Source organism: Micromonospora sp. NPDC049645, assembly GCF_040675155.1.
In the GTDB taxonomy this organism is placed as follows: Bacteria; Actinomycetota; Actinomycetes; order Mycobacteriales; family Micromonosporaceae; genus Micromonospora.
Genome location: NZ_JBFAOI010000020.1, coordinates 1 through 18,034, shown reverse-complemented (window position 1 = coordinate 18,034; position 18,034 = coordinate 1). Strand labels below are relative to the sequence as shown.

The following is an 18,034-nucleotide window of genomic DNA, read 5'->3' as shown; positions in this document are numbered from 1 at the left end:
CCCGAGGGGCAGCACATGACCGAACCGAGTTGGGTACCCCCGAGCCCTGGGCGCATCCGCCCCCACCAGCAGACCGACCAACCCGCCCCCCCGACGGGGACTCCGACCGCCGACCCGCTCGCCGTCGACTGGTCTGCCGTGCAAACGGCATTCGCCGCCGCCGGCGCGTACATGGCGGAGGTGATCGCGATGTCCGGCCGCGCGCTCGCGATCCGCCGCGTCGTCGATCACGTCCTCGCCGATCGCGACGATGCCGCGCTCGCCGCGATGCGGGCACTCGACGACGAGTCGCGCCGACAGCTCGTCGCCGCCGCCGCGACGGTCGCCGCACTGCAATACGAGATCGACGTCGCCGGCGCCGCCGACCCGCCGCTCGACGACGAACGCGACCCGACGCTGCCGCTCCACGTCGCGATCACGCATACCAACAGGGCGGCCCGCGCGCTATCCGACCCGATCGCCGGCGTCGACCCCGCCGTCGGCGCCCGCACGCTCGCCGGCATGACCGATATCCTCGCCGCGCTCGCCGACGTCACACACGAGCTGCGCGCCCGAATCGCGCAGTCGTACCCCGCCGCCGCGCAAGGCCGCTACACGGCGGCGGCGGGGGCATCGGCCCCCTTGGAGCTGCGCACGTCGCACGGAGAACTCGGCGACGTCGAGTCACACCTGCGTCAGCTCGGCCGCATGCTCGCCATCCCGCAGCGCACCCTCGACGCGCTGTCCTACGGACGCCGCTCGTGACCGTCTACCCCCAGCGGCGCCGCGTGTGGCCGTGGCTGCTCGGTGCCGGCCTGGTGCTGGTGCTCGGCGCCGTCGTCTCGCGCGCCGGGCTGCCGCAGGCGTTCGCAGGTACCGGGACGTACGAGGTCGGTCGTGACATCGCGCCCGGCCGGTACAAGACCTCGGGCCCGCCCGGCGGCGTCGGCGGACCTTCGTGCACCTGGCAGATCAGCGCGGGCGCCGGGCCCGTCGACTGGGGCACCGCGCAGGGGCCGGCGTATATGCCGACCGATCCGGCCGATCAGCTCGTGACCGGGCAGGTCGTACGGGTCGCCGACTGTGCGTCGTGGTCGATGGTCTGACCATGGCCACCACCCCGAGCACCGGCGTGTCGTACGGCTGTCCCTGCGGTAAGCACGTTGGCCACGCACCCGACGCGGCCGCCGCGATCGCCGCGCTCGACGCCTGCCCCGGGCCGGCACCCGTGCCGGCCCGGGGCAGGGGTACCGACCCCGTGTCGCAGCAGATAGCCCGCACTGCCATCGCCAAACAGGCGGCCCGCCGGCGTCGCTGACGTCCGCACCAGGGCCCGCCCGCGAACGGCCGGCACCGTCCACACCAGCAGGGGCAGGGGGCGCTCCGGACAACCCGGGGCGCCCCCTCGCGTCGGTGCCCGTAGTAGACAGTGGCGGGGCGGTCGCCTCGCGCACCCCCGTCGAGCGCGAGGCGATCGCCCCTGTTCTGATCATGTAATGACGGGTACGGTGACGTACGTGTCATTACCCACTGGTCAACCCGGCGAGGCGGCGCCCGTCGAGACAACCCCGCGCAGCCGCGTCGACCGGGCGCTGACGCTCGGCGGCGTCGGGCGGGGCATTGATGGTGAGCTGTCGTCAGTGACCAGGCAGATATACGCTGGCCAGGCGAAACGCGCGAACGTGTGGCGTCGGTCTGAGCTGAAGCTCACCGATGACACATGGACCCCCGAGGATCTCGCGCTGTACGCCGAGGCGTTGATCGCGCAGGGGTACGCACGAGCCACCGCTGAACTCGCGGTTCGCTCCGTCCGTTGGTATGCCCGTGTGCACGGTCGACCGTCGCCCGATGGTCTACCCGCGCTGTACGTCCTGCGTGGATCAGACACTACCGCCGGCGATGACGAACCTGTCAACGACCTCGTGTCTCGGGCGAGTCGGCACTCGGGCGAGCTGCTCGCCGCGATGGCGAGCGCGGTCGACATTGACAACCCGGTCAAGGCTGATCGCGACCTCGCGCTCGTCGCGCTGGCGTACGCCGCTGGCGTCGGTAACGCGACCGCGTGTGAACTCAACGTCGGCGACCTGCGGGCGCTGCCCAATGATTCCGGCTGGTCGATCGACCTGCCGGGCGGCCGCCGCGAGGTGGTCGAGCACGACCAGGCCGAGCACGACCTCGGGGTTTGCCCCGCGTGCCGTGTCGGTCTGTGGTTCAACCGGCTGACGGCGGCCGGCACGGGCGACTCGGAAGCCCTGCCGCTGTTCCGGTCAGTCGACAAAGCGGGGAACATCGGCGGTGCCGGCGTCCGCAAGGGCGGCCGCGTCACCGACGCGACGGGACGCCTGACGTCCCGCAGCGTCACGCGCGAGCTGCGCCGGCTGGCCGTCCGCGCCGGGCTCGTCGACGCCGTTGAGTCTCCAACGCGTCTGCTGCGCCTGGTCGGCGCCGTCGACGCGTTCCGCGCCGGCCGGATTCACCTCGCCGGCGCGGCGGCCCGGGCGGGCTACAAACCCGACTCGCCCGTGCTGGCCAGGCTGTTACTCGGGTACACGAGCTGACACGAGAGGGACGCTCACCATGTGGGACCTACTGGTACAGACGTTCGAGGCCGTTAAGCAGGTACCGGCGACCGTGGTCGACCTCGCCGGCGGCCCGCGCGGGGCGATCGCGCTGATACTCGGCGTCGCCGCCGTCGCGCTCGGCGTGATTTCGAGGCTGCCCCGATGACCCGCGCCCGCATGCGCGTCGAGCAGGTGCGCCGCGTCGGCGTCGACGCGCAGGTACTCACCGTCGTCGGCGGCGGCGCCGGCTACCGCCGGCGGCCGTGCGAGCCGACCGCCGGCGGCGACGTCGGCTGCCCGTGGATCGTCGGGAACGCGGCCGCGTGGCCAGCCGAGGCGTACGTCGCGTCAGCCGAGACGGCGTACGACGCGAGTGACCGCCCGTTCGGCTGTCACCAGTCGACGCCGGCGGCGCCGCTGACCTGTGCCGGGTACCTGCTGCGCAGCGCCGAGCACAACCTGACCGTACGGGTTCAGGTGCTCGACGGGCGCGTCGACCTCGACCAGGTGCACGACGGCGGGCACGAGCTGTACCCGTCGTACCGGGCGATGGCCATCGCCGGCGGCGTCGACCCCGCGCACGACGCGCTGCGCCCGTGCCGCGACGCCGACACCGACCACCGCGAGGAACCGGCCGAGCTGCTCGCGCGGCTCGTCGGCGCCGACCGGGCCGCCGAGATCCTGCGGGAACTCGGGTACGACGACCCCGGCGCGTACGACGACCCCGGCGCGGCCGCCCCGCTGCTCGACGATCACGGCGATACGGTCGCCGGCGAGATCGTCGAGCATGGGAGACACGGCATGGCCAGCAGCAACAACACCAACGACAAGCCCGAGCCGCTGCCCGCACCGGCCGCCGGCGCGGCCGCCGCCGGCGGCGAGATCGGCCGCAAGATCGCCGACAAGATCGAAAGCCGAAAGCGGTGAGCGTGCGTCCGCTCACCGCGTGGGTAGCGCGACGGCCGCCGTCGCTGGTCGACACGTCGCTGCCGGTGCGGCCGCGCGGCGTCGACGCGGACCCGTGCGGCAACCGGCAGCAGCGGCGCAACGCGGCCCGGCTCGGCATGAAACCGCCGACCGGGTGCGGCTGCCCCCGACACGGGGCGGCGTCGTGACGGCGGCGAGGCTGCCGCAGCGCAACGACGGCGCGACGTACGGCGTGTGCCCGGTCTGCCGCACCCGGCAGCGCACCGTCGTCACGACCGGCAAGCTCGGCAAGCACGGCCGCACGGCGGCCGCGCCGCGCGGCTGCGCCGGCAACGGGCAGGCGCCACTGCGCACGGTCAAGCGCGACGGCGGCGGCGAGGTCGTGCCGCTGCGCGCCGGCGAACCCGAGCTGCGGCTCGTGCCCCGACAGACGCGAGGCGACGCGTCATGAGAGTGCGCCGCAGCGTTGTGCACGGGGTGCTCGTCGCGGCCGCCGTCGCGCCGTTCGCCCTGTTCGCGGTGCTGGCCGTGCTGCTCGGGCCGTGGCGGGCCGCGCTCGTGTGCGCGCTCATCGGGCTCGTGCTGGTCGGCGTCGCGTTCGAGCTGTGGCTGCGGATACGCCGGACGCTGCCATGACCGACGAGCAGCGGCGGCCCGAGCCGACCCGCATCACGGCGGCGCTCAACCTGCGCGAGCTGTACGGTCCCGAGGTCGACCGGGCGTGTGGCGTCGCCGAACCGGCGGTCGACATGTGGGAGTCCGGCGCCCTGGTGCCGACGCCCGAGCAAGTCGCCGCGCTGGCCGAGTTGACCCGCATGCCCGTCGCCTACTTCTACGGGCCGCCGCTACCGGACCTGACTGGCTGGATCTGCTACCGCACCCGGCCGGGCAAGGGCGAGCCACGCTGCCAACCGTTCGACACGGCCGCCGACCGCGCGGCCGAAGCGCAGCGACCCGCGCAAGGGATGCTGTTCGGATGAGAGGGACAACCATGGACGAGATCGACGCTCGGAACGTCGATATCGAGCACCCGACGGCCGCCGACCGCGCGGCCGTCGACGAGGCGATCAGGGTGCCAGTAGGGCAGGAGACGCCCGTACAAGCCGCGCTGATCGCGCGCTACTTCGCGGCCGTGTGCGGGGACTGCATGGAGGGCATCTGCCATTGGGGCACGCGGGCCCGCCGCGAGCAAGCCAAGGCGGCCGGCGAGACGTGCCACTGCGCGCGGCACGTCGTGTCGGTCCGGTGGCGCACATGAGCACCGTCGACCAGGTACGCGCCATCGCCGAGCAGCTCGCCCCGAACCTGATGCCCGGCACTGCCCGCGACGGCGACTGCCTGACCATCGCGCCCGCTGTCACCGTGGCCCTGCGCGAGTTCAACGTCGGGCACGTCGACACCGTGCCGATGATCGGATGGGCCGATCACGAGCGCGGGCTGCTCGCCTACGTGCACACGGTCACGATCGTCGCCGGGATCGACAACCTGCCGCCGATCGTGGTCGACCTGACCGCGCAGCAGTTCGGGGCGTTCCTGCCGGCCGTGTGGGTCGACGACCTGCCCGTATACGCCGAGATGCTCGCGCAGGGCACGCTCGTCGAGCGGGTCACCGTGGCCGACTGGTACGTCGGTCAGACGCTGGTCAACCTGCGGATGGGCCCGAGTCGGTTACTCGTGGAGGGCGGCGACGTCTCGGCGTCTGTCGCATCCATACCGCCGGCGCCGGGGCGGCAGGATGCGAGCCTATCGAGCCAGTCAACCCCACCCGGGGGATCGAACGAACGTACGAACGGCGGTCCGACGTGAGCGCCGGCGAGCTGCTGCTCGGCGCCGGCCCGGACGGCGGCCGGCAACACGTCGTGCTCACCGGGTTCGCCGCGTGCACGCCGCTGCCGATCCCCGTGCAGAACCGGCGGCGGGCGTCGCTGGTGCCCGGCGACCAGCGGTGCAACCGGGCCGCGTGCCGGCAGCGCTGGCAGTCGGCGCCGCGACCGCGACCAGCGGCCGCCGGCGACGTCGAGCACGTCTGCCCGACCTGTGCCTGCGAACGCGACCGGGCTGTCAAGCCGTGCCCGAGCTGCGGGTCGCCGTACGCCGCCGAGCCGGCATGACCGTCGACGACGTGCCGCTGCCGACGCTGGCCACCGTGGCGGCGCCGGTGTGGTGCCGGGCGTGCGGGTGCTGCCCGGTCGACGCCTGCGCGAGCGCGGTCGAACAGGGCAGCTCGTGCGCGCTCATGGGCATCGCCCGGTACGTCGACGTGCAGCGGTGCCCCTGCGCCCCGATCGTCTGCCGGTGCGAGCTGCCGGCGCACGTACGCGGCATCGCCCGCTGCCGGCATGGGCGGCGCGGCGCCGAGCTGGTCGCGCTCGCGCTCGCCGACGGGCTGCTGCCGGCTGTGTACCGGCCCGCACGCGGCGGCGGCCCGGCCACGATCGACCGGCACTGCCGAGGCTGCGGCGCGGGCCCGGGCATGCGCTGCCTCGACCTACGCCGGCACGGGCGGCGTGGCGCCGAGCGGCTGCGCCCGCACCCCGTACGACGCCACATCGGACCCCCGAATGAAAGGGCATGACCATGAAATCAGGTGAGCCTTTCTGGCTGCTCGCGGTGCTCGGCGACCGCGAGGGATCGACACCCGTCGTCGGCATCCAACCGGGCAGACCCGAGCAGCATGAGCAGGTCGCCGTACGACTGCGGCGGGTCGGTTTCCGGCCGGTCACGGGCCGCGATTGGAATATGGCTGTCGCACCGATCTCGCCGACGAGCGCGGTCGACGTGGTGCGCGGCGACCTGGTGCGCATCACCACCGGCGCGGCCAGCGTCTACACCGACCGACCGAACCCGGTCACTCCGCAGTGGATCTCCGCTGCGCGTGAGCGGCGGGCGCTGGTCGTTCTGGTGCCATCGGGTACGTACGGCGATGGCGAGTGGGTGACCGAGCCCGGGCTCGACCGGCTCGCCGTTCTGGCCGGTCGCCGCGAGCTGCTCGCCGGGCTCGCCGCCGTCCGATTCGATCTGCCTGTGCAGCGGCCGGCAGGCGACCGGCGATGACCGGCGACGTGTGGGAGTGCGAGGCGTACGGGCCGGGCGGCGTCGACGTCGGCGCGCTGTGTTTCGTTGCCGGCGACCTCGGCGACCGCGTGTGCGCCGACGCGGCCGAGTGCGGCGCCCGGATGGCGCCCGAGCGGGTGCGGCTGTTCGAGCGGCTCGGCGAGCTGTCGGCGGTCGACCCGACGTACGCGGCGATCGCCGACGGCATCACGTCACCCGAGCAGCTACTCGGCGGCCCGCGCTCCGACGAGCTGCTCGACGACGAGCCCGAGCCGCACGACAGCGACCAGCCGGACAGTGACGCCGAGTACCTGCGCCCGGGCGATCCCGAGTACGCCGAGGTCGTCGCCGAGCTGACGACGACTGTCGTACTCGACGAGCCGGAACCGCCGTGCGGCTCGCTCGGGTGCTGCCTCGGACACTGCCGAGGGCCGGGGGGCCGGGCGTGACGGGCCGCGTGTTCCGGCCGGTTGGCGCTGTCGATCATCGGGCCGTGTACCTGCTCGCGCTCGACGACGAGCAGGCGGCCCGGCTCGCGGCCGGCGAACCGCTCGACGTGCCGCTCGACGTGCCGATGAACAGCTACCGGGGCGGACGGCTGGCGATCGTGATCGCCGGCGGCCGCGACCGAGAGTCGATCGTGCGCGACCTCACCCAACGGGGGCACGTCGAGCACGGGCACGAGTTCACCCCGCACGTCTGCCGAGGTGACTGCGCCGAGCACCGGCTGATCGGCCCGCCGCCGGGGCGCCGCAGCAAGGGCGACCAGGGCGAGACGCGCGTTTTCCACACGTGCGACTACCGCGCGGCCCCGGGTGCGTCACACTGCGGCGCAGGCATCGGCAGCCCGTCACACCTCAACCTCGCCGGCGACGTCGACCAGGCCGACGCGCCGGCGTGCGTCCGAGCGGACCGGGGCGGGTGCAGCCGTCCGGGGCCGTACCGGCTCGTCACTCGTGCGCTGGTGTCCGGCGAGGTCACCGGCGCAGAGGGGCCGTTCTGTTTCGGGCACGGCGCCGAGGTCGTCCGACGGCAGGCGTTCGGCGCGTGGGCGCGTGTGTGGCTCGAACCGTTCGACGGGAGGTAGAGACGAATGAGCGAGGCGACGTGCCTGCGTGCGGCTCGGGGCGGGTGCGACGGGCGGCCGACGTTCGCGCTCGTGTTCCGGGGCTCGACGTCCACCGAGGTTACCGATACCGAAGGGCCGTTTTGTTTCGGTCACGGCATGGCCGAGATCGACCGGGCGCTCGCGGCCGCGAGCATGGCGCGCGTCGACCTCGAACCGGTGCAGCCCGATCGTCTGCCGGTCTGCCTGCGGTGCGCGCACCGGCACGCCGCCGGCGACCCGTGCGCGGGGCACGTGTGGGGCGATACGTGCGAGTACAACGCGGGGGCGGACTGCCCCGGGCCGGGGCTACGTAGCTTTACATAAGGTACATTATCGACATTAAGGATATGATCATGGAAATCCGCGACACTGAGAACTCCCGGTTCTGCCTGCCTGCCTCGCGCATCTGCACTCTGCCGGAACACGCGCACGACTGGCCGACACCGACGGCGCCCGAACAGGCCGACGCCGGCGGGCACGCCGACCTGCCCGGTAGCGTCGACCCGCTCGTGTTCCTGCGCGACCGGCCGGCGCCGCCATGGTCTGCGGTGCTCGCGCCCCTCGGATCGCCCGGCGTCGACGGGCGGCAGCTCGACGCCGCGTTCGAGGTCGAGGCACGTGCGCCGCTGCCGCTGTTCCTCGACCGGCTCGACGGCGGCCCGGCCGTGCTGCTCGGCAGGGTGTCGAGTGTCGTCATCAGTGACGCCATGCTCACCGCGACGGGCACTCTCGACGTGTGGTACCCCGATGTCGCCGGCGACATCGCACGCGGCGACCTGGTGCCGTCGTTCATGCTCGCACCGTACGAGAAGAACGACGCCGGGCACATCATCGAGGGCCGCGTCTGCGAGGTGCGGCTGCTGCCCCGCGACCAGGCTGTATGGCCGGAAGCCTCAATCGCGATGCTCGACAGCCACAGCGCGTTCGAGACGCTGCTCGCCCGGTACGGCACGATCGACCCGCAGCGGGTCAAGGCGGCCGGCGGCGATGCGGTCGAGGTCGGCGCGGCCGAGCGGCTCGCCGCGCGGGTCGACGCCGAGGTCGCCACGGTCACCGACGCCGAGGTCGATCGTCGGCTGCACGACGCTATCGACGGCGCTGTCGAGCAGCTCGTCGAGCGTGCCGAGCACGCACGCCGGCTGTGCGATGGGTACAAGGATCAGCCGCCGCCGATCTTTCGGGGCCCCGGGCTGTCCGAACGCGGCGAGGGCTACAACCAGGGGGTGCGCGACATGGCGCGGGCCGTGCTGTCGTACCTCGACGGCACGGCCGCCGAAGAGGACACAGAGAAGCTCATCGACGCCGCCCGCGCCGCCCGCGCGAACCGGTACGCCGTGGCGTTGAACGCCCTCGGGGCCGGACTCGCGGACGTCGGCCGGTTCGCGACGCTGACCGAGCGGCGCAGGATCACCTCGGCCGTGCTCGCCGCGATCGACGCCGAGCAGCGCGTCGACCAGGCGCCCGCGCGCCGGTTCGAGGTGCACGCCACGCACCAACCGCAGTGGTCGCAGCGGCCCGAGTTCCCGCCGGCCGACGACGGCCCGGGCGTCGACTCGTGGTGCGGACGGTGCCACGTCACCCTGTTCAGCCCGATCGATGGGATCACCGACGCCGGCGCGGCACCGTGCTCGCCGCCGCCGCCGGCGCCCGTGTCCGGTCAGCTCACCGTGTCGCCGCTGCTGCCCGCCGACGGGTGGCCGGACGTCGACCAGGCGGGCACGATCTGCGGGCAGGTCGAGCGGGTCGGCAGCCGGTTCGCCGACGTCGACGGGCCGGGGCAGGCGCTCGTGCTGGTGCGGCTGCCCGACGGTACGCCCGTCATGGGCGCGGCCCCGCTGCACCTGTTCGTCGCCGGCGCCCGCAACCTGCGCCCCGCGAGCGACCGGTGAGCCGCAAGCCACGCCGGCAGCGACCGGCCGACCCCATGGCCCGCGACCGGGCCGTGTGGGTCGAGTCCGGGGTCGCCGCCGACGGGACGTTCGTCGTCGAGGTACACGCGGACGGCGACTGGTCGTTCGCGCTCGACCGCGACCGGGCGCTCGCCTACGTGGCCACCGTGTATGACGCGGCGGCCCGGGCCGAGTACGACGCGGCGATCTTGCGGCAGCTCACCTCGCGCGGGCTGTCGCGTGAGGTCGTCGGCGAGGTGATCATCAAGGATCTCCGCCCCGACCGGCCGCCGTTGAACGACGCCGCGACGGCACCCCTGACGTTCACGCCGATCGTCTCGGAGGTGTCCGGGCATCCGTTCGTGCACGTGCATGTGCACGGTCGGTCGGCGCGTGAGCCGCAGTTCCTCGCGCAGTGGAAACCGGCCAGCGCGCGGCAGCACGCCGGACACGTGCTCGACGCGCTCGCCGTCGTCGACCTCGACGCCGGGTACCTCCGCGCCCTGGTCGGCGTGATCGGGATCGACGCCCCCCGCGCCCGGGCCGTAGTCGCTACGCTCGCTGACCATCGGCGCCCGGCCGCCTAACCCCCTCGACAGTCAGGATTCCGACATGGATTGGACCGGATACCCAATCGCGCTCGCTCCCGAGGATCAGGTCGCCGCGCTCGACGACCTCGGACTGTTCCTCGGCGCCCAGTCGGGCAGCTTCACCGCTGAGGTACTTGAACTGATCGACAGCGCGCAGACCACCCCGAGCGACCGGGAACGGCTGACCGTCGCGTTTCCCCGCGAAGTCATCGCCTGGTCGGCGTGGAAAGCGCAGCCCGAACCGCCGACCGCCGGCGGCCTGCTCGCCGTGCTCGCGGCCGCTCCCGACCCGGTTGAGCCCGACCCGGATATCGAGCTGGTGACCGTGCAGCCCGACCGGGTGCAGATCGTGCGCCTCACCGGCGACAACGACGCGTCACTCTCGCTGCGCTATCGGCTGGCCACCGGGCAATCATGGCGCTCCTACACAACCGTGATGCCGACGCCGGCCGTCCAGGTCGACGGGCGGCTGCTCAACGCCGGCGGAACCGGCTACACCGCCCGCGCGACGCTGCTGATTACCGTCGACGACCAGGCGCCCGCCGAGTGAGCGACAACCCGCACGCCGACGTCGACGCGGACGCCGAGCCCGCCCGCGAGATCGTGACCGCGCACCTGCCCGGCGACGAGCCAGCGTCGAGCCGCGTGCCGTCGCAGCGCAGCGACAGCCGGATCGTGTACGACGGCCGCACCTACGCCGAGCCATGGCAGCCCGCGCCGCCGACCCCGGGGCACGAGCCGCACGACGTCGACGAGCCCGCCGACCTCGGCCCCGCCGTATCGGTCGAGCTGTTCGGCCAGGCCGCACCGGTCGGCGTCGTCGAGCCCGCGCCCCGGTACCTCGCGGTCTGCCGGCCGTGCGACATTGGCCAGTTGCCGTTTCGCGACGAGTCATCGCGTGACCGGTGGGCGGCGATTCACGCGACCTCGACCGGGCACCGCGTCACCCTGGCCACCGACGACCCGGACACCGGGTCGACGATCACCGGGTACGCCGACCCGCCGACCCGGCTGCCCGACCCGGTACCGCTGGTACGCGGGACCGCGCCCGTCGACGACGCTGCCCGGCCGCCCCTGGTCGAGTTCGTCGCCTACCCCGGACGCGCACCGGACCTCGTGTGCACGATCGCCCCGCAAGCGGGCGCCGCGTGGCTGCTCGTCGCCGCGCACGCGTGCATGGTGGGTCGGGGCAGCCTCGGCGTCGAGCAGCCGCAGCGGGTGCTCTACACCGGACGCGCGACCCGCACGCAGCTCGGCGGCTGGTCGATCCGGATCGACGGCGTGCTCGGCGCCGAGCACCCGTACGACGGCCGAGCAGTCGGCGACACGTTCGGCGTCGACGGCGCCGACAACCCGACCGACGTCGAGCAGGCCGCCGCCGCGTGGGTGGCTGACCTGACCGGCCGCCCCGTGCACGAGGTCGTCGTCGTGCTGCTCGTCGACGGCCCGCAGCCCGGCGCGTCACTGCCCGAGGCGGCGCCGGTCGGGTAGCGTCACAGGTGAAGGTGGACAGGAATCGAGGGGTCCGCGCTGGCACAACCAGCGGCGGGCCCCTCGTGCTGTCCACACACGAAACGGCCGGCGGCACCTCTCCCCCGAGGTAGGTGCCGCCGGCCGCCGCCGCGTCGTGTCGTCACGCCGGGCCCCGCTCGGTGAGCTGCCCCCCGACCTCGGCGACACCCCTAACGCCGTGACGGATCAAGCCGCTCACCGAACGGGCCCGAGTCTCCCCCCGTGCCTCACGTTCGCGTCGCCGACGATACCCGCCCGCCGGTCACCGAGCGCAGTCAGCCACGCGGCCGTGACTGACTGACCGATCGGCCGGGCATAGTGGACGACCCCCCACGCAGGCAGCGAGCGCTATCGTGATCACTGTGACGGGGGGAAACGGGGCGCCGCGTCACAGCCGGTCACCGGTACCGATGTGGGTCGATGTGCTCACCAGGTACGCGGACCGTGTTTCCTTCCGTCGCGCTAGCGCACCGCGCACCGCGCACCGCGCACGACGACGGGGGAACCATGACCGACCAGCAGAAGCCACCCGAACCGGCTGACGCCCCAACGCCCGACCCGGGCAACGCCGACCCCGAGCAGTGGACCGGCGAGGTATACGTCGACGACGACCTCGCCGCGCAGCTCGCCGCCGCGACCGACGGGCTCAACCCACTCGACGACCCGAACTCCACACCGCCCGTCGCCGCCGGCGAGACACCGCCCGGCAGCGACCCCGACGGCGCCCGCACCGGCGAGCACGCGCTCGCCCCGGGCGCCACCGTCGACCCGGCCGACGTGTACGTACCCGACGTCGACCAGCCGCCGGCGCGCGCCGCCGGCGGCAAGTTCCTCGGCAAGCAACAGCCCACGCAGACCGTCGAGGGGGCGTGATGGCGTGCACCTGCTCGACGCCGCCGGCGCTCGCGCTCGAACGCGACCGGCTGCGGGCACTCGGCGGCACGTTTCTCGGCTGCTGCGGCGACCAAAACCACAAGACCGGGTTCCACATGGCCGGCTGCGCCACCCGGGCCGGCGACTATTCGTTGCGCTACGGCAAAGGAAACCCGTCGTGGGCAGCCGGCATCGATGTCGGCATGGACTTCGCACACTCGCGCGACTGGCTCGTCTACACCGTGGCGCAGGCGACCGCCGGCCGCCGGCCCGGGCTCTGCGAGATCATCGGCCAGCCCGCTGGTAAGCCTGTCCTCTACTGGGCCGAGTGGCACAACTGGGTACCCCGGATCTACACCGGCAGCGGACACAAGACGCACAGTCACCTCGGCTGCAAACGCGACGTCATCGCCCGCCCCGGTACCGATCTGCACCTGCTCGACTGGCGGGCGGGCACCAAACCACCGGCCGCGCCGGCGCCGCCGAAACCCGCCGCACCGGCCGAGATCGCCGCCGTGCGGAACCTGCCGACCCTGCGCAAGGGCAGCAAGGGTAACTACGTCCGCAACGCGCAGGGCCTGCTCGTCGCACGCGGCCGCAGCATCAAGATCGACGGCGATTTCGGGTCCGCCACGGCTGCCGCCGTCAAGGCCGAGCAGCGCGAGTACGGCATCACTGCCGACAGCGTGATCGGTCTGCACACCTGGTCGACGTTCACACTCGCCCGCAAGGCGACCACGCCCGGCGACCTGCCGACCCTGCGCAAGGGCAGCAAGGGCACCCCGGTACGCACCCTGCAAGGGCTACTCGTCGCGAACGGCCGCGCCATCAAGATCGACGGCGATTTCGGGCCCGCGACCGACGGCGCCCTGTACGCCGAGCAACGCGAGTACGGCATCGCCGCCGACCGCATCGCCGGCGGGCACAGTTGGGCGACCCTGATCGCCCGCCGCAAGTCCTGACCGACCCGGCCGGGCGCCCCGACCCCCACCGGGGCGCCCGGCCGCACCACACAGGGGGAACCATGACCGACCGAACAATCCAACCGACCCGCTGCCGCGCCGCCGCACCGACGTCGGTACGCCGTGCCGCCGAGCAGCAGCTCGCCGCGTACCGCACCGCGAACCCCGACCGGCCCGACCTGCCGCGCGACTGGCAGTGCGTACGCGACGACACGACAGGGCCGCACCTCGCGATGCCGCTCGGCATCGCCGGCCCGAGCATCCGATTCGACGCCGAGCAACCCGCGACCCGCGCCGACCTCGACGAGCTGCTCGCCCGCCCGGGCGTCGCCGTCGTCCGCGTCGAGCACGGCGACGAGCTGCTCATGCTCATGCCCCACGACGACACCGACACCGCCGAACGCGCCGCGACCACCCTCGCCGAGCTGTACCCGGCCGTGTCGTTCATGGTGCTGGCCGGCATCACCGGCGCCGTCGTCATGCCCCGCCGCGAGGGCTGCACACCCGCGTGCAGCGAGGGGCACACCTACGCCCCCGGCTGCGAGCAGTACATCGGGGCGCCGGCCGGCACCGCACCCGACGGGCCCGAGAAGGGTGACGCGGCCGCCGACCAGCCGTGCCGAGCGCAGCAGCTCGTCGACGAGCTGCGCGCCGACGACGATTACGACGGCCGATTGATCGACGGGCTCGCCGACCTCGGCCGCCGGTGGGGACCATGGGGCGTCGCCCGTGCCGCCGCGTTCCTAACCGGCACGACCCTCGCCCGTGACGCCGACGCACGCGAGGCAACCGAGCCGACGCCCGAGCCGGTCGACGAGTACCACACGGCCGGCGTCTACTGCGGCGAGTCGGCGCACTGCACGCCCCCGTACCCGGGCGCGCTGCCCGGCACCCCGTACGACGACCAGGCGCCCGCGTACGTGCACGCGCTCGCCGACGCATGGCTCACCGGTCAGCCGCTCAACTTTCAACGCGAGCACGTGCCCGCCGACCTGCGCCGGCGCCTCGACGCCGCGCTCGCCGACGGCACCCTCGCCGGCGAGCTGGTCGAGGTCGGCGCCGGGCTCTGGCGTAACACCGTGCGCCCGGCGCCCGCCGACGTGCAGCCCGGTCCGGCCAAACCGACCGAGGCGATCTGCAAATGCCCGACCGGCCCGTGCGGGCACGACCGCGAGCGGGTGCTCGCCGACCAGTCGCGACGGGCGGCCGCCGACGTCACGGTCGACCACCTGCGGCCCGGGCTCGCCGCCGCCGGCGTCGCCGACCCCGAGCGATTCGTCGCCGCGTACGACGACGGCGCGCTGCCGCGATAGCGACCCGCACCAGCGACACCGGACGGGGGGCACCAGGTGACGCACAGACCACCGATCGCACTGTCGAGCGGCCGCGACCCGTGGGAGCAACAGCCGGCCGAGTCCGACCTGATGTACAGCCGGTTCCGGACGTACCTCGAACTCGGGCGCGCTCGCACCCTTACACAAGTCGCCGAAATCCTTACCACCCTCGGCGACCCGGCGACCCGCTCGACGGCCGCCCGCGTCTACATTCGGTCGCTGTCGGCTCGGTACCGGTGGGTCGAGCGGTGCGGGGCGTTCGACCGCGAGCAGTCGAGGATCGAGGCCGAGCGGCTCGTCGAGCAGCGCCGCGACCTTATCCAGCGGTACCGGTCGATCAGTGGGTCGCTCGTGACGAAAGCCAAGGCAGGGTTAGAGAAGCTCAAAGACGATGATCTCAGCGCGCTCGACGTCGTGCGGTTCTTCAAGATCGCGTTTCAGATCGAGTCGACGGCGCTCGGCATGCCCGTCGACACCGTGGCCGTCACCGGCCCGGGCGGCGGGCCGATGCTCGTCGACGACCTCGGGCGCCTCACACCGGAGGAACGCCGGCAGCGGCTCGCGCAGCTCGCCGCCGAGGTCGGCCGCCGCGCGGCCGCCCCACCCGACAGTGACGACGAGGATGAGGCATGACGAACGCCACGGCGGCACAGCGCGTCGACCAGGCGCGGCGCGCGTACGCCGTGGCGCTCGGGCGGCGGGCCGAGGCGACGCGTCTCGCGATGGATGCCCGCGACCGGCTGTATGCCGCGCTGCGGGCGCGGTACGAGGAACAGCTAGCCGAGCTGCCCGACGGTCCGGCCGACCCGCTGACGGCCGGCGTACCGGTGCCGTGCCGCATGTGCGCCCGGGCCGTGCCGACGGACGACCCCCGGCACGAGTTCATCGCCGCTCACGGCGAGCTGTACGCGCGCTGCCAGCGGTCACCGTGAGCGCCGTATCGCTGCGGCCGCCGGGGCAGATGACCGACGCCGAGCTGATCGCCGAGATCGAGGCGCTACGCCGGGCGAACGACGTCGAGGCGCTCGCGACGCCGACGACCCTCGCCCGGCACCTCTCGCCGAGCTATGTGCGCCGGCGGCACGTCAACGTCATCGGCCGCGAGATCGCCGCGTTGGAGGCTGGCGAGTTCGACCGGCTGCTGATCTCGACGCCGCCGCAGGTCGGCAAGACCGTCACGGCCGTCGTGTGGGCCGCGTTCTGGTGGCTGTGCAAGCACCCCGGGCACCGGGTGATCATCGGTTCGTACGGGACCGTGCTGGCCACGAAACGCGGCGTCGCGGTGCGTAAGCTCGTCGAGCTGTACGGCGAGCGGTACGGGCTCGTGCTCGAACCCGGCGACCGCAGTAAGTCGGACTGGTCGCTGACCACCGGTGGCGGGCTCAAGTCGGTCGGCATCGCCGCCGGCATCACGGGCAACCCGGGTGACGTCGTGTTCGTGGACGACCCGCACAAGTCGCGCGCCGACGCCGAGTCGATCAAGCGCCGCGATGCTGTCGACGACTGGCTCATGGCCGACATTGAGTCGCGCATGGCGCCCGACGCCCCGATCGTGATCATCATGACGCGTTGGCACGCCGACGACATCGCCGGCCGCGTCGTCGAGCGCGAGGGGCGCACGACCGCCGGCGGCCGCTGGCGCGTCGTCGTCATGCCCGCGCTGTGCACCGACCAGGCAAACGACCCGCTCGGCCGGCAGCTCGGCGACCCGCTGCCCCATCCCAAGATCAAACCGGGTGACCGCGAGGCGCTGCTGCGCCACTGGGAAGGCCGACGCCGCTCGAACCGACTGCGCGACTGGTCGAGCCTGTATCAGTGCGACCCGCAGCCGGCCGCCGGCGCGCTGCTGACCGAGGCGCAGCTACGCGGGCAGCGTTGGTACAAGCTGCCCCGCAAGGTCACCGCGACGCCCGTGATCAAGGCCGTCGCGGTCGACCCGTCCGGCGGCGGCCGCGACGTCGCCGGCATCGTCGCCGGGTGGCTCGGCGACGACGACCGGCTGTACCTCACGCACGACCGATCCGACGTGCTCTCGGCTGCCGATTGGGGCAAGCGCGCGTGTGAACTCGCCGTCGACACCGACGCCGACCGGTTCGTCGTCGAGATCAACTACGGCGGCGACCAGGCGTCGTACGTCCTGAAAGCGGCATGGCACGAGCTGCGCCGCGCCGAGCTGACCGCGCTCGGGCTACCGGACACGCCGGCGGCGCGGCGCTCGGCCGCGTACCGCAAGTCGAACCCCCGCTTCGCCCGGCCCCGGCCGCGCATCGTGACCGTGCACGCCCGCCGGGGCAAGCTGTTGCGGGCCGAGCCGATCGCGGTGCAGTGGACGACCGACCGTATCCGCACGGCGGCCGAGCTGCTCGACCTCGAAAAGGAGTGGGCGACGTGGCAGCCGACCGACAAGGAGTCGCCCGGGCGCATCGATGCGTCGGTGCACCTCGCGTGGTCGGTGCTGCGGCCGCCGACGGGCAGCGAGTCGGGCATCCAATCGCCGGCGGCCGTGAGTCGCTCGCAGGTCGCCGGCCGGTCGTCGCCGGCGCCGGTGCGCGAGCAGACACCCGGTCGGGTGGCCACGACCCCCCGGATCAACCGGCGGCCGCGACCGCAGCCCGGTCGCGGCTACCCCGGCTGATCGGGGGCAGGAATATTATTCGGGCTCACGACCAGGGGGAACGCATGGCCACGATCACCCGTACGCATACCCGTACGCACGTACTGATCACGTTCGCCGACCCGTACCTACGCTGCGACCAGTGCCGGGGGTGGGTGCCGCGCTGGCACGACCCGGACCGCTGCGGCCCGGGCTGCGACGCGCCGGCGCTCAACGACCCATGCGAGCACCGGGCCGGCGTGACGACCGCGTGCCCGTCGTGGGGGCCGGTCGACGGGTGCCGCTGCCCCGCCGGCGAGCACGACCGGCCGCCGGCCGATGTCGTCGACGGGCGGCTGCTATGAGCCCTTGGGATCTGTGCGCGTGTGGACACCTGATGTTGATGCACGACGTCGAAGACATGGACGGCAACAACCCGATGCGCTGCGTCGAGGGCTGCACCAAGCGCGGGTGTGGCGATGAGCGACCGTCGCCGGACACACCATAATTCGGCTTTTTGTGCGTAACGATTCACGCTGATGTACCGAGAGGATCACTGTTGAGCGCCAGCCGCACTTCAGCGGCGGTGACGCGGGCGTTCAGTAGGGACGACACCGCTCTTCAGTACCGCGTCACCGATCTTCTGTCCTGG

At 73.2% G+C, this 18,034-nt stretch carries 28 protein-coding genes; all 28 read left to right on the top strand.

The genetic code is table 11. The annotated features are described in order from the left end of the window. The first annotated feature begins 138 nt into the window (after nt 1-138). The 28 genes from AB0J33_RS28735 (at nt 139) to AB0J33_RS28600 (ending at nt 17,747) form a co-directional block, all read left to right on the top strand. Entirely contained in the window at nt 139-744 is a 606-nt protein-coding gene (locus AB0J33_RS28735; protein WP_363617820.1) for a hypothetical protein, read from the top strand. Further along, complete coding sequence (locus AB0J33_RS28730) at nt 741-1,085, top strand: hypothetical protein (RefSeq protein ID WP_363617818.1); 345 nt, start codon at nt 741-743, stop codon at nt 1,083-1,085. Before AB0J33_RS28735 ends, AB0J33_RS28730 begins: the two co-directional genes overlap by 4 nt. Before the next feature lie 390 nt (nt 1,086-1,475). Beyond that, nucleotides 1,476-2,537 (top strand): hypothetical protein, encoded by a 1,062-nt coding sequence (locus tag AB0J33_RS28725; RefSeq protein WP_363617816.1) that lies wholly within the window; start codon nt 1,476-1,478, stop codon nt 2,535-2,537. A 19-nt stretch (nt 2,538-2,556) separates the two neighbouring features. Further along, entirely contained in the window at nt 2,557-2,706 is a 150-nt protein-coding gene (locus AB0J33_RS28720; protein WP_363617814.1) for a hypothetical protein, read from the top strand. After that, complete coding sequence (locus tag AB0J33_RS28715) at nt 2,703-3,467, top strand: DUF6283 family protein (RefSeq protein ID WP_363617812.1); 765 nt, start codon at nt 2,703-2,705, stop codon at nt 3,465-3,467. The genes AB0J33_RS28720 and AB0J33_RS28715 overlap by 4 nt, the downstream gene beginning before the upstream one ends. Beyond that, the gene (locus AB0J33_RS28710; RefSeq protein ID WP_363617810.1) at nt 3,464-3,655 is read left to right on the top strand and encodes a hypothetical protein; all 192 of its coding nucleotides are present in this window, start codon (nt 3,464-3,466) and stop codon (nt 3,653-3,655) included. The genes AB0J33_RS28715 and AB0J33_RS28710 overlap by 4 nt, the downstream gene beginning before the upstream one ends. After that, nucleotides 3,652-3,918, top strand: a complete 267-nt coding sequence (locus tag AB0J33_RS28705) for a hypothetical protein (RefSeq protein WP_363617808.1) — start codon at nt 3,652-3,654, stop codon at nt 3,916-3,918. Before AB0J33_RS28710 ends, AB0J33_RS28705 begins: the two co-directional genes overlap by 4 nt. Beyond that, nucleotides 3,915-4,103 carry a hypothetical protein gene (locus tag AB0J33_RS28700; protein ID WP_363617806.1) on the top strand — a complete coding sequence of 63 codons (189 nt, stop codon included), beginning with the start codon at nt 3,915-3,917 and terminating at the stop codon, nt 4,101-4,103. The genes AB0J33_RS28705 and AB0J33_RS28700 overlap by 4 nt, the downstream gene beginning before the upstream one ends. After that, the gene (locus AB0J33_RS28695) at nt 4,100-4,447 is read left to right on the top strand and encodes a helix-turn-helix transcriptional regulator (protein ID WP_363617804.1); all 348 of its coding nucleotides are present in this window, start codon (nt 4,100-4,102) and stop codon (nt 4,445-4,447) included. The genes AB0J33_RS28700 and AB0J33_RS28695 overlap by 4 nt, the downstream gene beginning before the upstream one ends. Before the next feature lie 11 nt (nt 4,448-4,458). Beyond that, on the top strand, nt 4,459-4,725 hold the full coding sequence (locus AB0J33_RS28690; protein ID WP_363617802.1) for a hypothetical protein: 267 nt from the start codon (nt 4,459-4,461) through the stop codon (nt 4,723-4,725). Further along, nucleotides 4,722-5,273 carry a hypothetical protein gene (locus tag AB0J33_RS28685; protein ID WP_363617800.1) on the top strand — a complete coding sequence of 184 codons (552 nt, stop codon included), beginning with the start codon at nt 4,722-4,724 and terminating at the stop codon, nt 5,271-5,273. The genes AB0J33_RS28690 and AB0J33_RS28685 overlap by 4 nt, the downstream gene beginning before the upstream one ends. Then, nucleotides 5,270-5,578 carry a hypothetical protein gene (locus AB0J33_RS28680; RefSeq protein WP_363617798.1) on the top strand — a complete coding sequence of 103 codons (309 nt, stop codon included), beginning with the start codon at nt 5,270-5,272 and terminating at the stop codon, nt 5,576-5,578. Before AB0J33_RS28685 ends, AB0J33_RS28680 begins: the two co-directional genes overlap by 4 nt. Next, complete coding sequence (locus AB0J33_RS28675) at nt 5,536-6,042, top strand: hypothetical protein (protein ID WP_363617796.1); 507 nt, start codon at nt 5,536-5,538, stop codon at nt 6,040-6,042. The genes AB0J33_RS28680 and AB0J33_RS28675 overlap by 43 nt, the downstream gene beginning before the upstream one ends. After that, on the top strand, nt 6,039-6,521 hold the full coding sequence (locus AB0J33_RS28670; protein ID WP_363617794.1) for a hypothetical protein: 483 nt from the start codon (nt 6,039-6,041) through the stop codon (nt 6,519-6,521). Before AB0J33_RS28675 ends, AB0J33_RS28670 begins: the two co-directional genes overlap by 4 nt. Beyond that, nucleotides 6,518-6,970, top strand: a complete 453-nt coding sequence (locus tag AB0J33_RS28665) for a hypothetical protein (RefSeq protein ID WP_363617792.1) — start codon at nt 6,518-6,520, stop codon at nt 6,968-6,970. Before AB0J33_RS28670 ends, AB0J33_RS28665 begins: the two co-directional genes overlap by 4 nt. Before the next feature lie 44 nt (nt 6,971-7,014). Beyond that, nucleotides 7,015-7,608 carry a hypothetical protein gene (locus tag AB0J33_RS28660; RefSeq protein WP_363617791.1) on the top strand — a complete coding sequence of 198 codons (594 nt, stop codon included), beginning with the start codon at nt 7,015-7,017 and terminating at the stop codon, nt 7,606-7,608. A gap of 6 nt (nt 7,609-7,614) precedes the next feature. Beyond that, nucleotides 7,615-7,953 (top strand): hypothetical protein, encoded by a 339-nt coding sequence (locus AB0J33_RS28655; RefSeq protein WP_363617789.1) that lies wholly within the window; start codon nt 7,615-7,617, stop codon nt 7,951-7,953. A 29-nt stretch (nt 7,954-7,982) separates the two neighbouring features. After that, complete coding sequence (locus AB0J33_RS28650; protein WP_363617787.1) at nt 7,983-9,518, top strand: hypothetical protein; 1,536 nt, start codon at nt 7,983-7,985, stop codon at nt 9,516-9,518. Further along, on the top strand, nt 9,515-10,105 hold the full coding sequence (locus AB0J33_RS28645; RefSeq protein WP_363617785.1) for a hypothetical protein: 591 nt from the start codon (nt 9,515-9,517) through the stop codon (nt 10,103-10,105). The genes AB0J33_RS28650 and AB0J33_RS28645 overlap by 4 nt, the downstream gene beginning before the upstream one ends. Nucleotides 10,106-10,130: 25 nt before the next feature. Continuing rightward, nucleotides 10,131-10,658: a hypothetical protein gene (locus AB0J33_RS28640; RefSeq protein WP_363617783.1), complete on the top strand. Its 528-nt coding sequence runs from the start codon at nt 10,131-10,133 to the stop codon at nt 10,656-10,658. Then, nucleotides 10,655-11,599, top strand: a complete 945-nt coding sequence (locus AB0J33_RS28635) for a hypothetical protein (protein ID WP_363617781.1) — start codon at nt 10,655-10,657, stop codon at nt 11,597-11,599. The genes AB0J33_RS28640 and AB0J33_RS28635 overlap by 4 nt, the downstream gene beginning before the upstream one ends. A 528-nt stretch (nt 11,600-12,127) precedes the next feature. Next, nucleotides 12,128-12,493: a hypothetical protein gene (locus tag AB0J33_RS28630; protein WP_363617779.1), complete on the top strand. Its 366-nt coding sequence runs from the start codon at nt 12,128-12,130 to the stop codon at nt 12,491-12,493. Next, nucleotides 12,493-13,455 (top strand): peptidoglycan-binding protein, encoded by a 963-nt coding sequence (locus AB0J33_RS28625; protein ID WP_363617777.1) that lies wholly within the window; start codon nt 12,493-12,495, stop codon nt 13,453-13,455. Before AB0J33_RS28630 ends, AB0J33_RS28625 begins: the two co-directional genes overlap by 1 nt. Nucleotides 13,456-13,517: 62 nt before the next feature. Next, nucleotides 13,518-14,768 (top strand): hypothetical protein, encoded by a 1,251-nt coding sequence (locus AB0J33_RS28620; protein ID WP_363617775.1) that lies wholly within the window; start codon nt 13,518-13,520, stop codon nt 14,766-14,768. 36 nt (nt 14,769-14,804) lie between these two features. Then, nucleotides 14,805-15,422 (top strand): hypothetical protein, encoded by a 618-nt coding sequence (locus AB0J33_RS28615; protein ID WP_363617773.1) that lies wholly within the window; start codon nt 14,805-14,807, stop codon nt 15,420-15,422. After that, nucleotides 15,419-15,721 (top strand): hypothetical protein, encoded by a 303-nt coding sequence (locus AB0J33_RS28610; RefSeq protein ID WP_363617771.1) that lies wholly within the window; start codon nt 15,419-15,421, stop codon nt 15,719-15,721. The genes AB0J33_RS28615 and AB0J33_RS28610 overlap by 4 nt, the downstream gene beginning before the upstream one ends. Next, a complete protein-coding gene (locus AB0J33_RS28605) occupies nt 15,718-17,424 on the top strand; it encodes a terminase family protein (protein WP_363617769.1) in 1,707 nt (568 codons plus the stop codon). Before AB0J33_RS28610 ends, AB0J33_RS28605 begins: the two co-directional genes overlap by 4 nt. 44 nt (nt 17,425-17,468) lie before the next feature. Then, nucleotides 17,469-17,747, top strand: coding sequence for a hypothetical protein (locus tag AB0J33_RS28600; RefSeq protein WP_363617767.1), 279 nt, complete (start codon nt 17,469-17,471; stop codon nt 17,745-17,747). The last annotated feature ends 287 nt before the right edge of the window (nt 17,748-18,034 follow it).

What these genes read in the sequence shown, in the direction of transcription:
- AB0J33_RS28620 (WP_363617775.1), top strand. Translation starts at nt 13,518, where the DNA reads ATGACCGACCGAACAATCCAACCGACCCGCTGCCGCGCCGCCGCACCG.
- AB0J33_RS28715 (WP_363617812.1), top strand. Translation starts at nt 2,703, where the DNA reads ATGACCCGCGCCCGCATGCGCGTCGAGCAGGTGCGCCGCGTCGGCGTC.
- AB0J33_RS28610 (WP_363617771.1), top strand. Translation starts at nt 15,419, where the DNA reads ATGACGAACGCCACGGCGGCACAGCGCGTCGACCAGGCGCGGCGCGCG.
- AB0J33_RS28650 (WP_363617787.1), top strand. Translation starts at nt 7,983, where the DNA reads ATGGAAATCCGCGACACTGAGAACTCCCGGTTCTGCCTGCCTGCCTCG.
- AB0J33_RS28700 (WP_363617806.1), top strand. Translation starts at nt 3,915, where the DNA reads ATGAGAGTGCGCCGCAGCGTTGTGCACGGGGTGCTCGTCGCGGCCGCC.
- AB0J33_RS28630 (WP_363617779.1), top strand. Translation starts at nt 12,128, where the DNA reads ATGACCGACCAGCAGAAGCCACCCGAACCGGCTGACGCCCCAACGCCC.
- AB0J33_RS28640 (WP_363617783.1), top strand. Translation starts at nt 10,131, where the DNA reads ATGGATTGGACCGGATACCCAATCGCGCTCGCTCCCGAGGATCAGGTC.
- AB0J33_RS28625 (WP_363617777.1), top strand. Translation starts at nt 12,493, where the DNA reads ATGGCGTGCACCTGCTCGACGCCGCCGGCGCTCGCGCTCGAACGCGAC.
- AB0J33_RS28670 (WP_363617794.1), top strand. Translation starts at nt 6,039, where the DNA reads ATGACCATGAAATCAGGTGAGCCTTTCTGGCTGCTCGCGGTGCTCGGC.
- AB0J33_RS28690 (WP_363617802.1), top strand. Translation starts at nt 4,459, where the DNA reads ATGGACGAGATCGACGCTCGGAACGTCGATATCGAGCACCCGACGGCC.
- AB0J33_RS28685 (WP_363617800.1), top strand. Translation starts at nt 4,722, where the DNA reads ATGAGCACCGTCGACCAGGTACGCGCCATCGCCGAGCAGCTCGCCCCG.
- AB0J33_RS28725 (WP_363617816.1), top strand. Translation starts at nt 1,476, where the DNA reads ATGACGGGTACGGTGACGTACGTGTCATTACCCACTGGTCAACCCGGC.
- AB0J33_RS28600 (WP_363617767.1), top strand. Translation starts at nt 17,469, where the DNA reads ATGGCCACGATCACCCGTACGCATACCCGTACGCACGTACTGATCACG.
- AB0J33_RS28655 (WP_363617789.1), top strand. Translation starts at nt 7,615, where the DNA reads ATGAGCGAGGCGACGTGCCTGCGTGCGGCTCGGGGCGGGTGCGACGGG.
- AB0J33_RS28720 (WP_363617814.1), top strand. Translation starts at nt 2,557, where the DNA reads ATGTGGGACCTACTGGTACAGACGTTCGAGGCCGTTAAGCAGGTACCG.
- AB0J33_RS28665 (WP_363617792.1), top strand. Translation starts at nt 6,518, where the DNA reads ATGACCGGCGACGTGTGGGAGTGCGAGGCGTACGGGCCGGGCGGCGTC.
- AB0J33_RS28695 (WP_363617804.1), top strand. Translation starts at nt 4,100, where the DNA reads ATGACCGACGAGCAGCGGCGGCCCGAGCCGACCCGCATCACGGCGGCG.